The sequence below is a fragment of the Chryseobacterium sp. MP_3.2 genome, from assembly GCF_035984805.1.
Lineage (GTDB): Bacteria > Bacteroidota > Bacteroidia > Flavobacteriales > Weeksellaceae > Kaistella.
The window spans coordinates 1-18,683 of the sequence record NZ_JAXCHW010000017.1 but is presented as its reverse complement, the minus strand read 5'-3'; the positions used below and the strand labels follow the sequence as shown (position 1 = coordinate 18,683).

The 18,683-nt window shown below is 31.9% G+C and carries 21 protein-coding genes; 14 read left to right on the top strand and 7 right to left on the bottom strand.

Annotated elements, in window-relative coordinates; all coding sequences use genetic code 11:
- The first annotated feature begins 79 nt into the window (after positions 1-79).
- On the top strand, positions 80-298 hold the full coding sequence (locus RCH13_RS13835) for a GIY-YIG nuclease family protein (protein WP_326987825.1): 219 nt from the start codon (positions 80-82) through the stop codon (positions 296-298).
- Between the two features lie 248 nt (positions 299-546).
- Entirely contained in the window at positions 547-1,749 is a 1,203-nt protein-coding gene (locus RCH13_RS13830) for a site-specific integrase (protein ID WP_326987843.1), read from the top strand.
- Here the strand turns inward: RCH13_RS13830 and RCH13_RS13825 are convergent.
- The gene (locus RCH13_RS13825; RefSeq protein ID WP_326987842.1) at positions 1,746-3,224 is read right to left on the bottom strand and encodes a hypothetical protein; all 1,479 of its coding nucleotides are present in this window, start codon (positions 3,222-3,224) and stop codon (positions 1,746-1,748) included. The genes RCH13_RS13830 and RCH13_RS13825 overlap by 4 nt on opposite strands.
- A 334-nt stretch (positions 3,225-3,558) precedes the next feature.
- Here RCH13_RS13825 and RCH13_RS13820 point away from each other — a divergent pair, with 334 nt between their 5' ends.
- Together RCH13_RS13820 and RCH13_RS13815 are read left to right on the top strand one after the other, a co-directional pair.
- Positions 3,559-4,464 (top strand): AAA family ATPase, encoded by a 906-nt coding sequence (locus RCH13_RS13820; RefSeq protein WP_326987841.1) that lies wholly within the window; start codon positions 3,559-3,561, stop codon positions 4,462-4,464.
- Positions 4,448-5,524 carry a DUF3871 family protein gene (locus RCH13_RS13815; protein WP_326987840.1) on the top strand — a complete coding sequence of 359 codons (1,077 nt, stop codon included), beginning with the start codon at positions 4,448-4,450 and terminating at the stop codon, positions 5,522-5,524. The genes RCH13_RS13820 and RCH13_RS13815 overlap by 17 nt, the downstream gene beginning before the upstream one ends.
- Here the strand turns inward: RCH13_RS13815 and RCH13_RS13810 are convergent.
- From RCH13_RS13810 to RCH13_RS13795, 4 genes are all read right to left on the bottom strand, one after another.
- Positions 5,521-7,443, bottom strand: a complete 1,923-nt coding sequence (locus RCH13_RS13810; RefSeq protein WP_326987839.1) for a hypothetical protein — start codon at positions 7,441-7,443, stop codon at positions 5,521-5,523. The two genes, RCH13_RS13815 and RCH13_RS13810, sit on opposite strands and share 4 nt — an antisense overlap.
- 7 nt (positions 7,444-7,450) lie before the next feature.
- The gene (locus tag RCH13_RS13805) at positions 7,451-7,984 is read right to left on the bottom strand and encodes a type II toxin-antitoxin system antitoxin SocA domain-containing protein (RefSeq protein ID WP_326987838.1); all 534 of its coding nucleotides are present in this window, start codon (positions 7,982-7,984) and stop codon (positions 7,451-7,453) included.
- 77 nt (positions 7,985-8,061) lie between these two features.
- Positions 8,062-10,728, bottom strand: coding sequence for a DEAD/DEAH box helicase (locus tag RCH13_RS13800; RefSeq protein WP_326987837.1), 2,667 nt, complete (start codon positions 10,726-10,728; stop codon positions 8,062-8,064).
- A 3-nt stretch (positions 10,729-10,731) separates the two neighbouring features.
- Positions 10,732-12,330: a site-specific DNA-methyltransferase gene (locus tag RCH13_RS13795; RefSeq protein WP_326987836.1), complete on the bottom strand. Its 1,599-nt coding sequence runs from the start codon at positions 12,328-12,330 to the stop codon at positions 10,732-10,734.
- Positions 12,331-12,455: 125 nt separating this feature from the next.
- On the opposite strand from RCH13_RS13795, the gene RCH13_RS13790 reads away from it, so the two are divergent.
- Positions 12,456-12,641 carry a hypothetical protein gene (locus tag RCH13_RS13790; protein WP_326987835.1) on the top strand — a complete coding sequence of 62 codons (186 nt, stop codon included), beginning with the start codon at positions 12,456-12,458 and terminating at the stop codon, positions 12,639-12,641.
- A gap of 91 nt (positions 12,642-12,732) precedes the next feature.
- Positions 12,733-13,092, top strand: coding sequence for an SOS response-associated peptidase family protein (locus tag RCH13_RS13785; RefSeq protein WP_326987834.1), 360 nt, complete (start codon positions 12,733-12,735; stop codon positions 13,090-13,092).
- 54 nt (positions 13,093-13,146) lie between these two features.
- Here the strand turns inward: RCH13_RS13785 and RCH13_RS13780 are convergent, their stop codons facing one another.
- Positions 13,147-13,446: a hypothetical protein gene (locus tag RCH13_RS13780; RefSeq protein WP_326987833.1), complete on the bottom strand. Its 300-nt coding sequence runs from the start codon at positions 13,444-13,446 to the stop codon at positions 13,147-13,149.
- Positions 13,447-14,001: 555 nt separating this feature from the next.
- On the opposite strand from RCH13_RS13780, the gene RCH13_RS13775 reads away from it, so the two are divergent.
- Positions 14,002-14,427, top strand: a complete 426-nt coding sequence (locus RCH13_RS13775; protein ID WP_326987832.1) for a hypothetical protein — start codon at positions 14,002-14,004, stop codon at positions 14,425-14,427.
- Between the two features lie 390 nt (positions 14,428-14,817).
- Here RCH13_RS13775 and RCH13_RS13770 read toward each other — a convergent pair whose 3' ends face one another.
- Positions 14,818-14,961: a helix-turn-helix domain-containing protein gene (locus RCH13_RS13770; RefSeq protein WP_326987844.1), complete on the bottom strand. Its 144-nt coding sequence runs from the start codon at positions 14,959-14,961 to the stop codon at positions 14,818-14,820.
- Between the two features lie 178 nt (positions 14,962-15,139).
- Here RCH13_RS13770 and RCH13_RS13765 point away from each other — a divergent pair, with 178 nt between their 5' ends.
- From RCH13_RS13765 to RCH13_RS13735, 7 genes are all read left to right on the top strand, one after another.
- Complete coding sequence (locus tag RCH13_RS13765) at positions 15,140-15,592, top strand: tellurite resistance TerB family protein (RefSeq protein WP_326987831.1); 453 nt, start codon at positions 15,140-15,142, stop codon at positions 15,590-15,592.
- Positions 15,593-15,617: 25 nt separating this feature from the next.
- Positions 15,618-16,136: a hypothetical protein gene (locus RCH13_RS13760; protein WP_326987830.1), complete on the top strand. Its 519-nt coding sequence runs from the start codon at positions 15,618-15,620 to the stop codon at positions 16,134-16,136.
- 16 nt (positions 16,137-16,152) lie between these two features.
- The gene (locus tag RCH13_RS13755; protein ID WP_326987829.1) at positions 16,153-16,512 is read left to right on the top strand and encodes a hypothetical protein; all 360 of its coding nucleotides are present in this window, start codon (positions 16,153-16,155) and stop codon (positions 16,510-16,512) included.
- A gap of 62 nt (positions 16,513-16,574) precedes the next feature.
- Complete coding sequence (locus RCH13_RS13750; protein WP_326987828.1) at positions 16,575-17,045, top strand: hypothetical protein; 471 nt, start codon at positions 16,575-16,577, stop codon at positions 17,043-17,045.
- Between the two features lie 97 nt (positions 17,046-17,142).
- Entirely contained in the window at positions 17,143-17,511 is a 369-nt protein-coding gene (locus tag RCH13_RS13745; protein ID WP_326987827.1) for a hypothetical protein, read from the top strand.
- Positions 17,512-17,588: 77 nt separating this feature from the next.
- Positions 17,589-18,029 carry a JAB domain-containing protein gene (locus RCH13_RS13740; RefSeq protein WP_326987826.1) on the top strand — a complete coding sequence of 147 codons (441 nt, stop codon included), beginning with the start codon at positions 17,589-17,591 and terminating at the stop codon, positions 18,027-18,029.
- Between the two features lie 305 nt (positions 18,030-18,334).
- Complete coding sequence (locus RCH13_RS13735; RefSeq protein WP_326987825.1) at positions 18,335-18,553, top strand: GIY-YIG nuclease family protein; 219 nt, start codon at positions 18,335-18,337, stop codon at positions 18,551-18,553.
- The last annotated feature ends 130 nt before the right edge of the window (positions 18,554-18,683 follow it).

The following is an 18,683-nucleotide window of genomic DNA, read 5'->3' as shown; positions in this document are numbered from 1 at the left end:
GGTCGGGGGTTCGAATCCCTCAGGGCCCACCCAAAACTCCTCAAGAAATTGAGGAGTTTTTTTTATTTTTAATAAATTTATGTTTAATCTTTACATTCTTTATTCAAATATCTTAAATTCTTATTATGTAGGAGTTTCAGCTAATGTTGAAGAAAGACTGAAAAAACATTTATCAAATCATAAAGGATACACGGCTAAAGTTAAAGACTGGACGGTTGTTTACATAGAAACTTTTCAAACTAAATCAGAAGCGTTAAAAAGAGAGAAACAAATTAAGACTGGAAAAGCAAAGTTATGATTGAAAAACTAATACAACCTTAACGCAGTTGGTTCAGAGCATCCCGATTTAAATCGGGAGCGGTCGGGGGTTCGAATCCCTCAGGGCCCACCCAAAACTCCTCAAGAAATTGAGGAGTTTTTTTGTTTTAGGGCTACTACTTCTGCTCCTTTAAAATTTATTAAACAGAGAAATCATCTATTTTCTAGGCTACCATTTAGGTTACCAAGATTATTTTTAGGTTACCATCCCAAACATCCATTAACACAATGAAACTATCAATACTACTTGTTTTAAGAAAAAACAGAATTAATGTGAAAGGTCTTTGTCCTATTGAATGTAGAATTACATTTAATAAAAAAAGAAAGCCTTTTTCCACAGGATTATTTGTAAAACCTAATTATTGGAATGCTTCCAGACAGAAAGTAGTTCCACAAGACCCAGAGAACACCCAAATAAACACTCAATTGAGCCTGATTAGACAAGAACTTAATCAGGCTTTTTTATTGCTTCAAATCCAAGAAAAGAACTTTGATACAGAAGATATCTACAGACAGTATGTAGGCGAAAATATCAAGCAGGACAAAACCATCATAGAAATGTTTAATCTCCACATCAGCAAACAAGAGAAACTAGTTGGAATAAGTATAACTCAAGGATCTGTGAGTAAGTTCTACCAGACCAAGGCTCATGTAAAGAACTTTATAAAATGGAAATACAATAGATCAGATTTTCTTCTTCAAGATTTGAAAATGAGTTTTATAAATGAATTTGAGTACTACCTTAAAGCTGAGAAACAATTTGAGCAAAATACCATTCATAAAACTCTACAGAGATTCAAGCAGATTATCAAATTAACAGTGGGATTAGATGTTCTGGAAAAAGATCCATTTTTACTTCATCAGAATAAGAAACCTAAGAAGGAGATAGTTTTTCTAACAGCAGAGGAATTAAGTAGTCTTGAGAAGCATGAATTTGCTTCAAATAGACTGCAACAAGTTGCTGATCTGTTTATATTTTGCTGCTACACAGGACTTGCTTATACTGAAATGGCAAACCTAAGACCTAAAGACTTAGTTATGAGTTTTGATAATAACATCTGGATCAACATCACAAGGCAAAAAACCAGTAGAACTTACTCCATCCCCCTGCTTAATAAAGCAAAACTAATTTTGGACAAGTATAAAAGTGATGAACATATTTTACCTGTAATTTCAAATCAGAGATTCAATGCATATTTAAAGGAAATAGCAGAGATTGTTGGCATAGAGAAAAAACTCACTCATCACATTGCCAGGAAAACCTTTGCTACAACGATACTGTTATACAATGATATTCCTATGGAAATTGTCTCAGAACTACTAGGACATACTGAAATGCAGACTACACAAAATCATTATGCTAAGGTTGTTCAGAAGAAGGTGAGTGAGCAGATGATTAACTTAGATAATAAATTAATAAAAAAAGGTTAAGCTACCTCCTCCCAGCTTTCAAATTTTAAAGTTGGAGGGATACCAATTGCATTTTGAAGTACATTGAAGAGAATGCTATAGACATAATCTTCATTACCCCTGGTTGTAATTATGGAATCGTGAAGAGTTAGTATCGGAATGTCAGGTCTCTCATTACTAATAATTTTACAAGTTTCATGCAACACTAATTTTGCTTCTAGATTTTGTAACAAACAAGGTAAAGTTCTATGTTCATTCTGCTTGATGCATCTGTATATTTCATAAACATCTGGAAAGTATTCCTTGAAAATTTGCATTTCTTTGTTATATGATATGGAACTATTAGGGCTGAATATTGAACTGAATATTATTTCTTTAGCTTGTTTTCTGATAGGACGATCATTATTTATCAAATTTCTTTCTAGTAATATTTTTCCAAACTCTTCATACAACTGCCCAGATTGTACCAAATGGATATACTGTTTTACATTTTCAGAAGTTTGGGCATTTTGTACATTTTTACTAAGATAATAGGGCTGGGGATTATAAGTATGATATTGTAAGAATGTATTATTGTATTGTTGAATTATATGCAGAATATTATTTTTCTTAAATTTTTCAAAATCAAATAAGGTTGTTGATAAGTATGGTTGAGAATTAGTTATGTCAATTGCAACTAAAGTGCTATTGTCGTATTTTACAAACTGTCTCAATTCTGTTTTTAGTTGACATAAAACAGTATGCAATCTACCCGCTGTTCTATCTATCGTATAGTTAAACTCTTGTCTTCTAAGTTTCAATACGGCTATTCTCCTTCTATTTAACTTTGTCATTGCATCACAAGGCTTATCTGAGGTGAAAAAATTATAATTTTTAATATCTTCTTCATAAAGTTTTGAAAGGTAGTTTTCTGCTGCTTCATAGTCAATAGTTAGATTCTGATTAAACCACTTAAGTAGGTATGACAATTCTTGTGGTTTATTAGAGTCAATTTCTGCAACAATTTGTCCATTATCTAACGTAATAAATTTCAGAATACTTTTAATTAAAGTAGCCTTTGTGATATTGGTTTCTACAATAGGAGTTTCATAACCAATTGCAAACTTAAATGACCTAGACTTCTTTGATACTACGTACTGTCTGTTTTCAATTAAAACACAATGTTGTACCAAATAATTCAAACACTTTCTATAATTTCTGATTCTTCTCTGAACTAAAGCACTGTACAATGGAACAAATTCCATGTCAGCATCTTTTTTTCTACTTGGAATATCAGTGATCAGATGCACTAAATAAACAAAATGGTCTCGATGATAAGGGAAATCAGGGGGGTAATCTTCTACCAACTGATCTATATTAAAATTATTAGGGATGAATAGAATTAACCTCTTTGGCAATTCAAACTTGTTTACCTGCTTTACACTGTCAGGATTTTGTTGTGTTTCACTTCCACTGTGATTCAAGGGTGTAAAAAGTGTTGATGTATTCTTCAACATGAACCCTACTGATGAGTAGGGAACTGTCTTAAAAAAGACAGGCTATGAGAGATATTTAGGTAGAATCACAACAAACAGACCTAGATATGTATCAAATGCTTCTTGTTTTGTCAGTTGACATTAACAGAACAAAAGTAAACATTTATTTAAGACTTACACTAAATAATGCTGTTAAAATCATTATAAATAACTGCCATACAGTCTATTACGATAGATAACCACAGAGATAGAACACGAATTAGAGTAAGAGATAAAGTTCGAGGAATTACATCATTTAAAATGAATTTTACTAAATGAGTTAACATTAATTATTAACCTTTAAATATGAAATATTATGCAATTAAGAAAAAGTGAAAGAAAAAAAGCCAAGATCAAAATGGCTTTACAAGGAAGTGCAGGAGCAGGGAAGTCATTCTCTGCTCTTTTGTTAGCACAAGGTTTAACAGATAATAACCTTGACAAAGTAGCAGTCATAGATACTGAAAATGGAAGTGCAGATTTATATGCTCATCTAGGCAACTACAATGTTCTAACTCTTAAGCCACCCTATACACCAGAATCCTATATTAAGGCGATACAAGTGTGTGAGGATGCAGAAATGGAGGTAATTATAATAGATAGCGTAACTCAATGCTGGGAGGAATTACTTGATTTTCATTCTAAACTAGCAGGGAACAGTTTTACCAATTGGGCAAAGGTAACACCAAGACAAAAAATGTTTGTAGATAAGATTTTACAAGCTGATGCTCATGTTATTGCTACAATAAGAACAAAACAAGATTATGTGCTAAATCAAATAAACGGCAAGTATGTTCCAGAGAAAGTTGGATTAAAGGCAGTTCAAAGGGATGGCTTAGACTATGAGTTCACCTTAGTATTTGATGTGGATATTAAGCACTTTGCTTCCTCATCAAAAGACAGAACTGGACTGTTTATGGGTGCACCAGATTTCATTATTTCTGCTGAAACAGGCAAAGAGATCTTAGAATGGTGTAACAGCGGAGCTGAAGTAGATGGATCAATTTCAACGACTTTAGGTTTATCACAATCCACCTCAGTCAGTGAAGAAAGTGTGAAAGGTAAGATTGCTTATACTAACAATATTCAAGAATTGATTTTACTGTACAAAGAATATCCTGAACATCAGGAAGCCTTAAGAGCTGATTTTGAAATCAGAAAGAGTTTCCTAAATAATCTATCTAACCCACAAAATTTTTCTAGTAATGGACACACAAATTAGACCAGCTTCTTTGGAAGAGGCTTTTGACTTAAGAACTGTAAAGGATGGCTATAGACCTGGAAATGAAAAGAGGTATGATCCTTTTTTAACTTCAAGTGAACTGCAGATATTAAACAATGAACAAGATTCTCCAAGTGCTTTTGTGCAGAAACCATTTATTGAAGCAAATACTCAAGAAGTGAACCTTAGCCACTTGAAGACTGACTGTATAATTCCTGTCTTTAGCAAGGACAATGAAAGGACAATAGCTCATCAGGAGTTTATACAAGTCATCATAAATGCAGTAAAAGAAGTGTTTCCTATGCAGTCTTTGGCTCAACCTGAAATAAGAGTAAGCCATCAAATTAAAGGTAGAATTCCTGCTGCTATTTACAAGAATGCAAAGGATTTGCTAGACCATGAGAAAACAATCTACTATGAAAGAATGGCTTTCATTATAAAGATTCCAGGTATTAAGGACTTAATCAATGGGAATGAGTTGACTTTAACTGTTGGCGGTGTAAGAGCTTACAACCAAGAAAATCTCTATGGTAAAAAGTCAATGGAGAAGTTTAGGTTTTTTATTGGTTTTCAAAATATGGTTTGCTGCAACATGTGCATTACTACTGATGGGTTTTTAGAAGAGCTCAGAGCATCTACCATTGAAGAACTTCAAACTAAAGCTTTAGAGGTGATGCAGAACTACAATGCAGAGTTACATTTGACGCAAATGAAAGAATTCACACAGGAGTATCTCACAGAACACCAGTTTGCTCAATTAATAGGTAAATCTAGGTTATATGGTTATTTACCTAAAGTGGAAAAGATGACTGTTCCTGCTTTAAACTTCAATGATAGCCATATTAACACCATTGCCAAAGATTATTACGAAGATGAAAACTTTTCCAGATTAGAAGATGGAAGGATCAATTTATGGGATGTTTATAACCTCTTCACACAGGCTAATAAGTCCTCTTATATTGACACTTTCCTAGATAGAAATCTGAATGCCTTTGAATTTTCAAAAGGTATTCAGAAAGCACTCAATGGTAATTCACCATACCATTGGTTTTTGAGTTAGGTGCTCTTACTCTGTTTAGGCAGAGTAAGTTTTTTTTCTTTTTTTAAAGTTGGTAATGCTTTTTTATTTACTGAATTCCCCTTATTTATTTCAAGTTGATTTTTTAGTTTATAATTCTCATTTTGAATACCATCAACCTTGCCCTTCCAATAAAACAATGACAAAAGAAATATTAAACCCAATACATAAAACCCTACTATATATATCCAAAATTCTTTCATTTTTTGAACACCCTTTGTAGAACTAAAAATTAATAAGACAAAACTACTTAGAGATAATGAAAATACAGTAGTGAAAATTAAAGCATTAGGTAGTGTGTCAACAAATTTAAATCCTTGTATTGTTCCTACTAAGAATGCAATGACTGCACTGAAAATAGTTAATGTCTCAATAGACTTTTTGTCAGAATCTTTATTTTTATCATACAATTCTTTAACTACATTGAATTCTTTTTCTAAAGTTGCAAATATCTCAACATTATTAAAGTTATTTTGATAGTCCCTTTTTAGTTCATTGAAGTCATGGTAAGCCTGTTGAACTGACAATGGTAATAAAAATGAAGAAGCATAGTAAACATCATTAATCTCCGCTGTATTGTATGGGACAAGGGATTCTTCATAGGGAAGTTGATAAAGTAAATTATGATGATTTTCTGACCAATCTATTTTCTTTTCACAATCTTGGATCAGAGCTCTAATCAAATCTATTCTGATTTTGATAAGATTACTATTAAATTCTAGTGGTTGTCTGTCATCTACAATTTTCCTCAATTGAGACAAGTTGTATTTAAGAAATTTATAGTCTACAAAAAAGTTATTATAACCAATCTTGTTTTGTAGCGAATCAATCTTCTGTTTGAGACTATTTACTTCGATATCACATACATTATCTTTTTCTATGAGTAATGAAAATTGATTGTTTAAAGCGTAGTTATAATTTTTATAAAATGTTTGCTTATCATTAGGGAATTCATCTTTTCTCTTACTGAGAACTTCAACAACCTCCTTTAAATTTTCGTAGTTAGGATTTATATCTTTGTAATATCTAATCAAAAAATGTATGTCTAAGAACGTATAATTTTGCTTTTCTTCAATTGGCAAAATGTTTTGAATATAGTATTCTTTGCTGTTGTTATATTCATAGTGGTTGTCGAGATGCTCTTTCCAGCTTTTAAGCTTCTCATTTGTTAAAGCAAAATGAGGGGTATCACTAAATGAAAATATAGAATTGTCAACGATGTAGATTCTTTGTGCGTGACTTACATTAGCAGCTTGATTGCTAATTTGCCTCACTAACCATTTATATTTTAAAAATAATACTTTATCATTTAATGCACCTATATATGGTATTTCTATTTCATTTTGACCTATTCTATCTTCAAGTTCTAGCAATCGTTGAAAATACTGTATACTTTCCTCAAAAAAATGATCTAATATTGTCAACTGTAACAACACAGCAATCCAGTCTGCATTTAGTCTGATATGCTGATCAAAAAAGTTAAACGATTCTAAGAGTTTATCAGATAAGGCTATAGTTCTTTTTGAAAACACAACCTCTACGGTTGGATTTTTTGTATGCAATTCAATTTGCTTCTCAACATTTATATACGTGTTAAAAATGTCTTCGATAAACCCAGTGAAATACTCCACTGCATTTGCTAAGTCAGCATCTTCTTCAAAAATAACATCCTCATAAATTTGATTTGTAAATTTTAAAATTGATGATACATCCTCCTTAAATTTGGTGCTATCTTTGATATATTCGCCGGATAAGATTGAGATTGAAATATTCTTAATAATCTCAATGAGAACTTCTTCTAAAAAGATTTTTATTTCATTATTATCGTTATTAAAATGGGAGAACCATTTCGGCTCCCCCATGAATTTATTATGCAGATGAGATTGAATATTTTGAACCATACTTATCTTATTGAAAAATCTTTATTTCATCTTTAATTTCTTGAATTTCAATGCTTTTGCTAAAAGAGTTAGTTGTCTTAGCTATGTTATAGTTCTTTTTCCATGAGTACCATTTATGACTCAATTCAACTAACTCAAATGGTGAATAGTTTATTAGATTAGGATTTATTGATTTGAGTAATAAAACCTGTTCATCAATAAGTTTTCTGTCTAAACAATCATTATTTTGATTAAGTATCTCACTACCAGCAGTATTTATTTTTATGTTTGAAAATTCATTCAATTTTATAATTGAGTAAATGTCACTTTCCACTGGACCATATGGCATAGCAGTAAACTTATTGAATACTTTATCTAATAAAGTGTCTTTTGAATCTGTTGTAGTGCCAGCAGCACAAGTAAAAAATAATAATTTTAGAACTTTTAACGTACTCAAGTCATTTGCCGTAGAATTGGGGTTTTGCTCCTTATACCATTGGTGGAGTGTAGATAAGAAGTACTCAAATGCTTCTTTTTTTTGTTTATGTACTTGAATTGCCATAATCTTTAGAATTCAAAGTTAGTTTAACTATTTAAATATACGCAAAAAAAAAATGAAAATGTTATGTTTTTTTTTTTCTACAATCTCCTTAACACCTCCATTATATTCCCCTCATTATAACACCCCTCAACACTAGCTTTTTCAAATACCATAAAATACTTGTAGTTTGATCCCGCTTTGTCAATCCAAAGCTTACCTAACTTATTTTTTTCTTTAGTATCATCATTTATCAAGTGATCACCTTTGGTTTCTAACAGGATCAAATTGTTTTTACTGGTGTAGATAATGAAGTCTGGATAGTGGTTAGAACTGTAGCCATTAATGAAGAATCCTTTCCCTCTTGTCATGTTCCTGTGCCAGAATACCACATTGTCCATAGAAGCAATTTCTAGAGCCATTCTATGCTCAAAGTTGTTCATGTTGTCTTCTTGGTGGTACAAAGATTTTGAGATGGGTGGAGAGGATATTATAGGGGTGATTGACTCTCCAAATTGGAAATTAGGCTTCACAAAAATTTCATTGGAATCTAGAAGTTGTACAAACTTATCCTTGGCAAAACCATCTGTGAGGCTCTTTATTTTTTCTTTAATCTTATAAGTGTAGAGGTAATCATTGTTGATGATATCTCTAATTTGTTCAGAAGTTAGATTTTCAAAAATTCTACTAACATACTTTTTTAAGTCTTGATCAGAGATTGGAGTCATATCTCCCAACTTGCCTACAATGATACCTGCTACTTGTCTTATCTGACTATCTTTAGGCTTAGCGAGGATGGAATCAGTTAAAATATCTACTGCTTTTTTAGACAGTTTATTCATAGTAGAAGTTCCCTTGCTTTCATCATAGTCTACCTTATAAACCTCTGCTGCTGCATCATCAAAATTAATTTGAGTGTCACAGTTCAGCAGGTTAAACCCATCCAATAAGTTGAGTTTATTTAGCAGTGTTTCTTCTTCCTTCAATTCATCAAACAAAATTCCATCACCCATTTCATCATTCACTTTAATATAGAACTGTGGCAAAGTAATGTCAGAAACGATACTCTTATACTCTTCTTCCATCACATACCTTTTAGGAGTTTTCTTCATTACTTCTGTCATTAAGGTTAGATTACTATCAATGTCTAGGTTTTCAATATTCTGTTCAAAATTAGTGGCTTCAACTGTAGCCTTTTTAGTTAGTTCACTAATAACAGAAAGCTCTTGTTTAGTTTGGTAATCCTCTAAAGTGACATTTTCATTGGGATCATAATCTACTTTTCCAATATCAAATTGCTCTGTAGAATCAGGTTCTTTTTCAGGTTCATTTTTTCCAAATAATTCATTTTCTAAAATTTCTTCTCTAGTTTCAGGTATTTCTTCTGCTTCCTCTGCATAGTAATCCTCTTTACTAAACCCGGCATCTTGTAAACCTTTTACTATATTTTCTAATGTTTCTTTGAACTTAGATGAAGCAGTTAAAACAAAAGACATATTCAGTAATGGCTCTTGATGTTTAGTCACATAAGGCTGTCTTAACACCCTACCTAAAATCTGCTCTACCTCTACAGCAGAAGACTTATCAGCTAAAGATGCAAGAATATATGCATTAGGACAATCCCATCCTTCTTTCAAAGCATTTACAGTGATAATATATTTTACTGGACAAATTCTGTCCATCAAATCAATACCCTTCAACTCATCTATGCCACTCACCTTAATCTTTATCTGCTCTTCAGGAATCTGCAACTTGATAAGTTGTTCCTTGATTTTCTGAAAAGTAGTATTATCCTTTCCTTTGATGTTAGATTGTGCCTGAAATAGCACTATTGGTCTAATGTACCTGCCAGTTATCTTCTCTTCTTCTTTAGCATGTAACTCTAGTTTTCTTTGAAGATGCAAAGCACTAGAGATAACCTCTTCTTTTCTATGGTGATTAAAAACTACTACTGGTAGTTTAACCATGTTATCTTTCTTTAATTTTAAAGCACTTACAAAACTAATAATATTGCTATTCTCCTTGGGAGTTGCAGTAAGATCCAAGACCATACTTGGGTTTAGATTCTTTAGCATTTCTACACTCAAATCACTTTCAGCATTGTGGCTTTCATCTACTACTACAATAGGATTCAGGTTTCTGATGATATTGATCAGTGCTGTTTCATCTGTACCCTCAAGACTTAAATCTTTGTCTGTCCAATCTCTAAAAGATTCTAATGCACCATTCTCCTGAAATATCTTCCTATCTTCTTTCTTAGCCTTGTCAATTCTCAAACTGCTAAAGTTCAAAATGAAAATATTCAACTGCTCTGTGGCAGAGCTGGGGTTGAAATTGGCTCCTTGTAGCAATTGGTCTTTCTGATAAACCTCCACCTTGTTTCCAAACAATGAATTCAGTTTCTCCCTGTAAGGATGGTTGGGATTAGAGAAAGCATTATAAGTCTGTTGCAGAAGATTAGACCAGGGAACTAACCAAACTACTGCTTTAGGATTTCCTTGGTTAAAGTATTTGTTGAAAGATTGCAAGGCATTAATGGCAATGAAAGTCTTCCCACCTGCTGTAGGAACTTTTATGGCGATATGAACTGCATTAGGAATGTTGTTTTTATAAGGTTTCATTCCACTATTGGTGAGTGGATTGTATTCTCCTACTCTTTCTTTCCAATAGGTGTTAAAAGCCTTAGCAGGATTAGAGTTTTGATTTAGAGAATCCAAGAAATTTTCTAGGTCATTGATTACATCCTGCTGGTATGATTTAAGCTCCATAGTTTAAAATCTTGTTATATCTCTTGGGATTTTTTTGAAAATGATATTGTACTTCTGCATCAGTTTCTTGGTCAAAAGACAATTGTCTGCATAGATGATGTACTGACTAGCTTTGGTCTTCAAGGTTCTTAAAAAACTTTCATCAAGTGTGGTAATACTGCTTGGATCATAGTAGAAATAATACGCAGTTTGGTCTTTAGTACCTAAAAGATAACTTTCTTTTTGTGACTGATAAGGTAGTTTAGTCTCACTGAACCACACATACTCTTCAATTTTTTCTCTGCCTATTTCCTCATTGAGCATTTCATTCTCTAAAAACACAGGCTTTCCTAATTCATAATAACTGAAGTCTCCACCAGTACCTTCAACTGCTTTAGTGCCTTCTCCATAGCCATTTATAACCCTTTTTACTCTTTCAGCAGTTATGCTATTGGCATAATCTTCCATTTCAATCAAAATGAATTTCCTATTCCCACCATCTTCTTTGTTGAGGTTTAAAACTCCATGCGCTGTTGTACCTGAACCTGCAAAGGAATCTAAAATTATATCATTTTCATTAGTTCCAATTTGAATAATTTTCTCAATCAATTTAGAAGGCTTAGGAGTATCAAAAACATTTCCATCTATTATAGAATTAAATTCTGTTTTTCCTTCCTGACTATGAGATACATCTTCATACTTCCAGATAGTTTGAGGAACTATTCCATCATTTACTTCTGCTAAATATCTTTTAAGTTGGGGCTTACCCTTACCATCCTTTCCAAAATAAAACTTATTATTTGACAATAATTCTTTAGCTTTATTTTCACTAAATCTATAACAGTTTCCTTTTGGTGGAAAATGAATGACTCCTGTGGTAGGGTTTTCTATACCAAAAACACCACTTAATGAAAAAGATTTAACTAAAACATTATCAGGTCTCCACCTACCTCTTTCATCATTATCATCATATTTATAATACTTGTTTTGTTTTTCACTCCTGGGTTCAAGGTTTCTCTTCCAGAGAGATTTGGTTTTTGCAAATACACTTATAAAGTCATGTGAAGCAGAAAAATATTTAGCATCATTTCTTGGAGAGTAGTTCTTCTCCCAGATTATATTTGTTATAAAATTACTTCCACCAAAAATCTCATCACAGACCAGTCTTAAATTGGCTTGTTCATTGTCATCTATAGAAATAAAAATCGCACCATCTTGTGCTAGTAGTTTATGCAGCAATTTTAATCTTGGGTACATCATACAAAGCCACTTGTCATGCCTAGATAAATCTTCACTTTCTTTCCCTACAACCTGTCCAAGCCACTTCTTAAGTTTAGGATCATTGTTATTGTCATTGTAAACCCAACCTTCATTTCCAGTATTGTAGGGTGGGTCTATGTAGATGCACTTTACTTTACCTTCATATTCAGGTAGTAAAGATTTTAAAGCTTCAAGGTTGTCTCCATGAATGATTTTGTTCTCAGAAGGAGCATCACTCTCTTGCCCATCTTTGTAGGTGTACTGCTTCTCTAAAATTCTATATGGAACATCTTGGTGATGATTAATGACTTTGTCTTTTCCAATCCAATGTAATGTGGGCATTCTAAATATGAGTTTGAGCAAAAATAGGGAATTTATTGAGTGAAAAACACACTGACATAACTCATCTCATAAATAGTAAATGGCAAAAAGTGGAAATTAGTAATTTTCAAATACTTAAATTTGAGTTACCTCTAATTAGTAAACGTATGTACTACATTTCAAACAACCTTAGCAAGAAAGAAATCAAGGATTCATTTGGTGTGGAGTACAATGCTCTAGACTTCAAAGGTTCAGTGTTTCTGAATGGATTCTCCTTTCCTAAAACACCTGTTATTATGGATGAAAATCCAGATGTGGCAGTCTTGGGAGACTGGGGATTAATTCCTTTTTAGGCTAAGAATAGAGAGGTACAGAAGATGACACTTATGCAAGAATAGAAACTATAACAGAAAAACCAAGTTTCAAAAATTCAGTTTCTAATAGATGTTTATTAATGGATTCTTTAAGTGGAAATGGCTGGATTCCAAAGGCAAGAACAAGGAGAAATACTTTATCCATATAGACAATGGTAATCAACCTTTTGCTTTGGGTGGTATCTACAATATGTGGACTGATAAGGACACTAATGAAGTGCTCACAAGTTTTTCAATTTTTACTTCTAATGCTAATGAGTTAATGGCTGAAATCCACAATACAAAGGACAGAATGCCTATGATCTTATCCAAAGAAGTAGAGGAGGCTTGGCTATCTGATAGACCTTTAGGTGACTTTGCATTTCCTCATTACAATCCAGAATTGCTTGCCTTGAACTTAGATGCTGCAAACCCTACAACTCTTTTTTAACTGGATTAAATATATAATCTACAAAAGCATTTTTGGAGTATTTAGTATAAAAATTTATTTATTTCCTGCCATTCTGCGTTGAGCCCAACCAATTGATTCTTCTTCTTTTAATTTTACTTCAGGTCTTTTAATTGGACTAATTATAAAGGTCAACCAGCATCTAGCCAATTTCTCTCCACCCAAATCCACAGATTGAAGCTTTATGGACAGTTTTACCATTTCATGTATGACAATCTCCTTGACAGCAAGTCTATTTGCCTTGGTGTAAAACACATCTATGTTCTGCTTTTTATCAGTTGTTTCTAACCTGATTAAGGTCTCTGTGATTTGTAAAACTATTCCTGCTAAATCCATGGTGTAAAAGTGATACAATTTGGAACAATCTCAAAAAAATCAATGCTATAATCTGTAGCAACATTAAATAAGAGACCTTAAAACCCTTAAGAATTCTTTTGGAGTATTATGCACTATTTATTTTTTTTAAAAAAAAAATTAGTGCGTGTATCCCCACAAACAAACCACCCACACTTATTTTCAGTTTGAAGCCCCCTCCCCACTTTTTATATAGCTGCAAAGATTAAGGGAGGAATTTAATTGTAAAGTAATCTCTAGGCTTTCAATTCAGTTCAGGTAGAATATGTTCATCTAATTCTTTACTTTCTATTCTCTCATTGCTAAGTTCCTAACTTCTTATACTTCTAAACCTTAAGGTCTACTTCATTCAACTTTAATTTTATACAATTTTTTACAATACAATTTACTATTACGTTTTCTTACCAGACAAACACCCCTTAAAAACCCTCACTCATGTTGAGCAATGAATGACTCATTGTGTTATCGTAAAATACCTTAAAGTTTAAAAGTAGTCTTACAAGTTGATAGTTGTAAACTCTTTGGCAATAGTGTTTAATGATAACAAGTCCTAAACTAACTCAAAAATTAGAAAAAATGGTAAGAATTATTAATTACAAAAAAAGACAGTCAGAGGATAAGGAATTCTTTGTACTGGAAGTAACAGGTGGAATAGAAATGGTTAAAAGCAAAACTACAGAACTGTATTATGCTACTGCCAAAAAAGCAAGTATCACTTCCACATTTGATGAAGAAACTTGTAAAGGTTTAATAGGATCTGAATTTCCTGGTTCTATTGCTAAGCAACAATGTGAAGCCTATGAGTTCACCTTAAAAGAAACAGGAGAGGTGCTGACTCTGAACCACAGGTATGTTTATCTACCAGAAGAAAGTAACAGTCCTTCACAATCTGCAGCAAACTACGAATCACCACAAAGTGCAAGTGTATTTTCGAAAGAGGAAGAATTAACTCTGGCTGACTAATTATAATAAGAAAATCCAAAATTTACCAGATACTGTATATATAGAAAGGTAAATTTTGGATTTTTTTTGTTTTTTGTCCACTAATTTTTTTATTTCTTTTCTGTAAACCTTAAAATTCTTGAAGTATAATCTTATTAATTTTAAGGTTTTACACAATCAGCAGAAATCTAGTCTTAGAAACTTTAAGGTATGTGTTAATTAGTAACAATTAGTGTAAACCTTAAGATTTATAGAAAGATACACTTAAGACATTTAAGGTTTTTTCCAATGAGTGAAAATCTTGTTTGAAATTTTGAAAACCTTAAAGTTATAGGAGTGTACCTGAAATGGGAGTGATTTCATGTAATCTGTACAGTAGGATAACTGCTAGATAGTATTAATAGCGAAATTTTAAACTTCATCAACTTTCAAGAGATCAGATAAACTAACCTCTAGGTTCTGAGCAATTTTGTATAAGGTGAAAATGTTTGGACAAGTATTACCAGCTTCTAGTCTGCTAAGATTTGATTTCTCAAAATTACAAGCAGAAGCCAGTTCAATTTAAGAAAGATTCTTTTCAATTCTTAACTGCCTAACTTTTTGACCAATCTTGGTTTGAAGTTGCTGTTTATCCACTTTTTTAGTTTAATTATAAAAGTGCTTCTAAAACCTACTTTGATGGTTATCAATAATGATAACTTTGATATATTTGTAAAAATTAAAATTGTATAGCATGGATATTTTTGAGAGAAGTAAAAGGGAAAAGTTGCATTACATCAGAATTTTGATGGAATTATCGAGAATAGATGGTGAAATGCACAAAGAAGAACTAAAAGTAATAAAGTATGTTGCATTGACCCTTGGTTTAAAACAGGAAGAAATCAGAGAAGTTATAGGCTTATTAAATACCCCAGTAGAATTACCATCTGAAGATTATCACAAGATTGAGTTATTAAATGACTTGGTTATGTTAACGGTCTCTGATAACAAAATCGAAATACAAGAATTTCTTTTTTGTAAAAAGACTGCATTACAATTAGGAATACATCCTGAAATAATTAATGATACAATTGAATCACTTTTGAATAATAAAAATATACTTCCTCACTTAAATAGGAGACAGATTTTTGACACTTATATGAGTGTTAAATCACAAGATAAAAATGTCTATCCTGATCTACCTTAAGCATAATTTATTGGTTGTTAACTAAATGACAAAATCTTTAGAACAAATAAATAGATGGTTATTGGAAAATCAGGGATACTACGATAGTATCAAATTCATCAGACCTTTAAGGTGTGAAGATTGTGAAGAGAATAACTATCCCTTAAGAACTGGTCCAAATTGCAAACATCGCATTTATGCAAAGGAATATGAATTTTTCAACTATTTCAACTCCCTAGTAACTTTTCTTGAGACTTTTGAAGTAAATAAAAAGTGTCTACCTCTACTCCAAATGTATGATGACTTACCATCAAATGACAGTAAAGCTTTGGATGCCTGGTGCAGTAAACTACTGGAATTTGAAGAGGAAAATCTTACTACTTTTATTCTTTCAGATCTTAAGGTTTTAGATGCTGAAGGCAAAATTATTGGTGTAAAACCCAACCTAACAAAGTTGTATAGTAATGATCCCTTTGTAGTTCCAGTAGAGGGTTTTGAAAATCTTCTCAGAATTCACAAACTCTTTCATGAGCATTTTACAATTCAAAATAATCTTAATTTATAATTGCAAAAAAACAAATATGGAAAAAAACAACAAATTTTTGATTAGTACCTGCTTGCTATTTTTAATGTCTTCACTATTTTTAGTTTCCTGTGGGAAAGATGATGGTGTACCTTCTATAATTGCACGATTACCTAATGAAATGAATGGAGTAGGTGGATTCTTTAAAATTACTGGAATTTTATTGGTAATTCAAATTTTACTAAATGTGCTAGCTGCATTTTTCACGAAGTCAAGTGTATCTTTTTTGGTGTCTTTGATACTTTGTATTGTTATTATAATAGTTAAAGACTATGGGTTTTTCACAACTTTATTGTCTTTTCTAATACAGTTTATAGTGATTAAAGTTATTTCATTTATTATCGCAGATTTTATGTAAAATGTAACAAACTTCTCATCAAATCCGATGCTTTCAAAAAGCAACATTTCAAATTTGGAAATATGAAAAAACAATATTTTTTAACTGCCCTAATTACTTTAATGTTATTTAGTTCTTGCAAAGATAATGCTGTTGAAAAGCTAGAAAAAGAAAGACGTCATGCAAAGTATAAGAAAGAGAGGGTTTTAAAAATGAATAACGATTTTTCATACATCTCTGTAATAATTGCTTTTAGAACTAATCTGCCAATAGAGATTGTTAAAAAAGTTTTAAAAGAATATTATATTTCTAAACATGATTTCATTTTTGAGCCAAATTCTCTTTTAGTTAAAAATGACTACAATCGTAAGAATAATGAACATCACAATTTAGATCTCATAGAAATCACTTCTAAAAAATATTCCTTCCAATACAAAGATGTAGTTGCAATTTATAGTGAAATAGAATCCCTCAAGATAATTGAATTAACTGATGAAATAAGTAGTTTATCAAATAGAATAGAAGATCTAGAAGGAGTAGTAGAGAATAAGTAATTAAACAATTTTTGCTGATTACTTGAATGGTAATTAGAGTCAATTTAATTTTAACCACCAATTTCTGGTGGTTTTTTAATACCCCAAAAGAAGTACAATGGAGGACATCTACCATTATCTAATTTTCAAGTTAGACAGTGAATGTGCAGACTTTGAGTTTGATCTAATACCTATACCGCCATTTGAATTTATAGAAAATAACCTTTCACTTGAACCTTATGAATACTTTGGAGAAACTGTTAGGATTTTTGATAGGATACCCAAGCAGATAGTCTTGTATTATAATGCAGACATACTGAGGAGAGTGAGGATCACTTTTAAAGGTGATGTTACTGACTATTTGACTTGTCAATTAGACAGGATCTCAGTTGAACTTCCTAATGGAATGAACCTATCAATTTCTTACTTTTCAGGTTTTAGGCAAACTATTTTACTATATGAAAAAGGCATGCTAGGAAAGAACTAATAAGAGTCAATCAGAGCAAAACAACCAATCTTATAGAAATAGGGTTGGTTTTTTATTAACCAAAAAATTAACCATAAATGAATACTAGTGTTTCAGAAATCCAGGTCTCTTACAAACCTGAAAAAATTGTAGAATTCAGTATCAGTGATAGTAGAAAATCATTTGAACTGATGTTGCAAAGTTGGGAGCAGAATAGAATCCAGATGCAAGAAGAAGTTAAGCTAATCCTACTCAATAGAAATAATAAAGTTCTTGGAGTCTATTCTCTCGCTATGGGAGGAATTACAGGTTGTGTAGTGGATGTTAGAATTATTCTTGCTGTAGCATTAAAGACCTTAGCAACTGGTATTATCCTGGTTCATAACCATCCTAGTGGGAATTTAAAACCCAGCAAAGAAGATATCAAAATTACAAATCAATTAAAATCTTCAGGTGACATAATTGGCATTACATTACTTGATCATTTGATCATTACTAAAGATGATTATTTTAGCTTTGCAGATGAAGGAATTTTGTAAGTATTGGAAAAATAATTTAAAAAGTGATGTAGTCTACATAGACTACTATCATTAACACTTCAATTCTACCCCTTTCTTTCCAGCCCTATTATGTTAGTAAATTTTAATATTCTGTATTACTATCAATTTGACTATGCCACATTTAATCGTCAAATATTAAAAGGCATCGTTTTAGGCATACCCTACTAAACACAAACTCACAAATCACTAATAATCAATTATCAAAGAGAACAGGTTCGAATCCCTCAGGGCCCACCCAAAACTCCTCAAGAAATTGAGGAGTTTTTTTTATTTTTAATAAATTTATGTTTAATCTTTACATTCTTTATTCAAATATCTTAAATTCTTATTATGTAGGAGTTTCAGCTAATGTTGAAGAAAGACTGAAAAAACATTTATCAAATCATAAAGGATACACGGCTAAAGTTAAAGACTGGACGGTTGTTTACATAGAAACTTTTCAAACTAAATCAGAAGCGTTAAAAAGAGAGAAACAAATTAAGACTGGAAAAGCAAAGTTATGATTGAAAAACTAATACAACCTTAACGCAGTTGGTTCAGAGCATCCCGATTTAAATCGGGAGCGGTCGGGGGTTCGAATCCCTCAGGGCCCACCCAAAACTCCTCAAGAAATTGAGGAGTTTTTTTTATTTT

Bases quoted from the DNA above. Each gene is read 5' to 3' on its own strand.
- RCH13_RS13760 (WP_326987830.1), top strand. From the start codon at position 15,618: ATGACAAAATCTTTAGAACAAATAAATAGATGGTTATTGGAAAATCAG.
- RCH13_RS13810 (WP_326987839.1), bottom strand. From the start codon at position 7,443: ATGGTTCAAAATATTCAATCTCATCTGCATAATAAATTCATGGGGGAG.
- RCH13_RS13830 (WP_326987843.1), top strand. From the start codon at position 547: ATGAAACTATCAATACTACTTGTTTTAAGAAAAAACAGAATTAATGTG.
- RCH13_RS13735 (WP_326987825.1), top strand. From the start codon at position 18,335: ATGTTTAATCTTTACATTCTTTATTCAAATATCTTAAATTCTTATTAT.
- RCH13_RS13765 (WP_326987831.1), top strand. From the start codon at position 15,140: ATGGATATTTTTGAGAGAAGTAAAAGGGAAAAGTTGCATTACATCAGA.
- RCH13_RS13775 (WP_326987832.1), top strand. From the start codon at position 14,002: ATGATAACAAGTCCTAAACTAACTCAAAAATTAGAAAAAATGGTAAGA.
- RCH13_RS13780 (WP_326987833.1), bottom strand. From the start codon at position 13,446: ATGGATTTAGCAGGAATAGTTTTACAAATCACAGAGACCTTAATCAGG.
- RCH13_RS13835 (WP_326987825.1), top strand. From the start codon at position 80: ATGTTTAATCTTTACATTCTTTATTCAAATATCTTAAATTCTTATTAT.
- RCH13_RS13815 (WP_326987840.1), top strand. From the start codon at position 4,448: ATGGACACACAAATTAGACCAGCTTCTTTGGAAGAGGCTTTTGACTTA.
- RCH13_RS13750 (WP_326987828.1), top strand. From the start codon at position 16,575: ATGAAAAAACAATATTTTTTAACTGCCCTAATTACTTTAATGTTATTT.
- RCH13_RS13755 (WP_326987829.1), top strand. From the start codon at position 16,153: ATGGAAAAAAACAACAAATTTTTGATTAGTACCTGCTTGCTATTTTTA.
- RCH13_RS13740 (WP_326987826.1), top strand. From the start codon at position 17,589: ATGAATACTAGTGTTTCAGAAATCCAGGTCTCTTACAAACCTGAAAAA.
- RCH13_RS13825 (WP_326987842.1), bottom strand. From the start codon at position 3,224: ATGTTGAAGAATACATCAACACTTTTTACACCCTTGAATCACAGTGGA.
- RCH13_RS13805 (WP_326987838.1), bottom strand. From the start codon at position 7,984: ATGGCAATTCAAGTACATAAACAAAAAAAAGAAGCATTTGAGTACTTC.
- RCH13_RS13790 (WP_326987835.1), top strand. From the start codon at position 12,456: ATGTACTACATTTCAAACAACCTTAGCAAGAAAGAAATCAAGGATTCA.
- RCH13_RS13745 (WP_326987827.1), top strand. From the start codon at position 17,143: ATGGAGGACATCTACCATTATCTAATTTTCAAGTTAGACAGTGAATGT.
- RCH13_RS13800 (WP_326987837.1), bottom strand. From the start codon at position 10,728: ATGGAGCTTAAATCATACCAGCAGGATGTAATCAATGACCTAGAAAAT.
- RCH13_RS13785 (WP_326987834.1), top strand. From the start codon at position 12,733: ATGTTTATTAATGGATTCTTTAAGTGGAAATGGCTGGATTCCAAAGGC.
- RCH13_RS13820 (WP_326987841.1), top strand. From the start codon at position 3,559: ATGCAATTAAGAAAAAGTGAAAGAAAAAAAGCCAAGATCAAAATGGCT.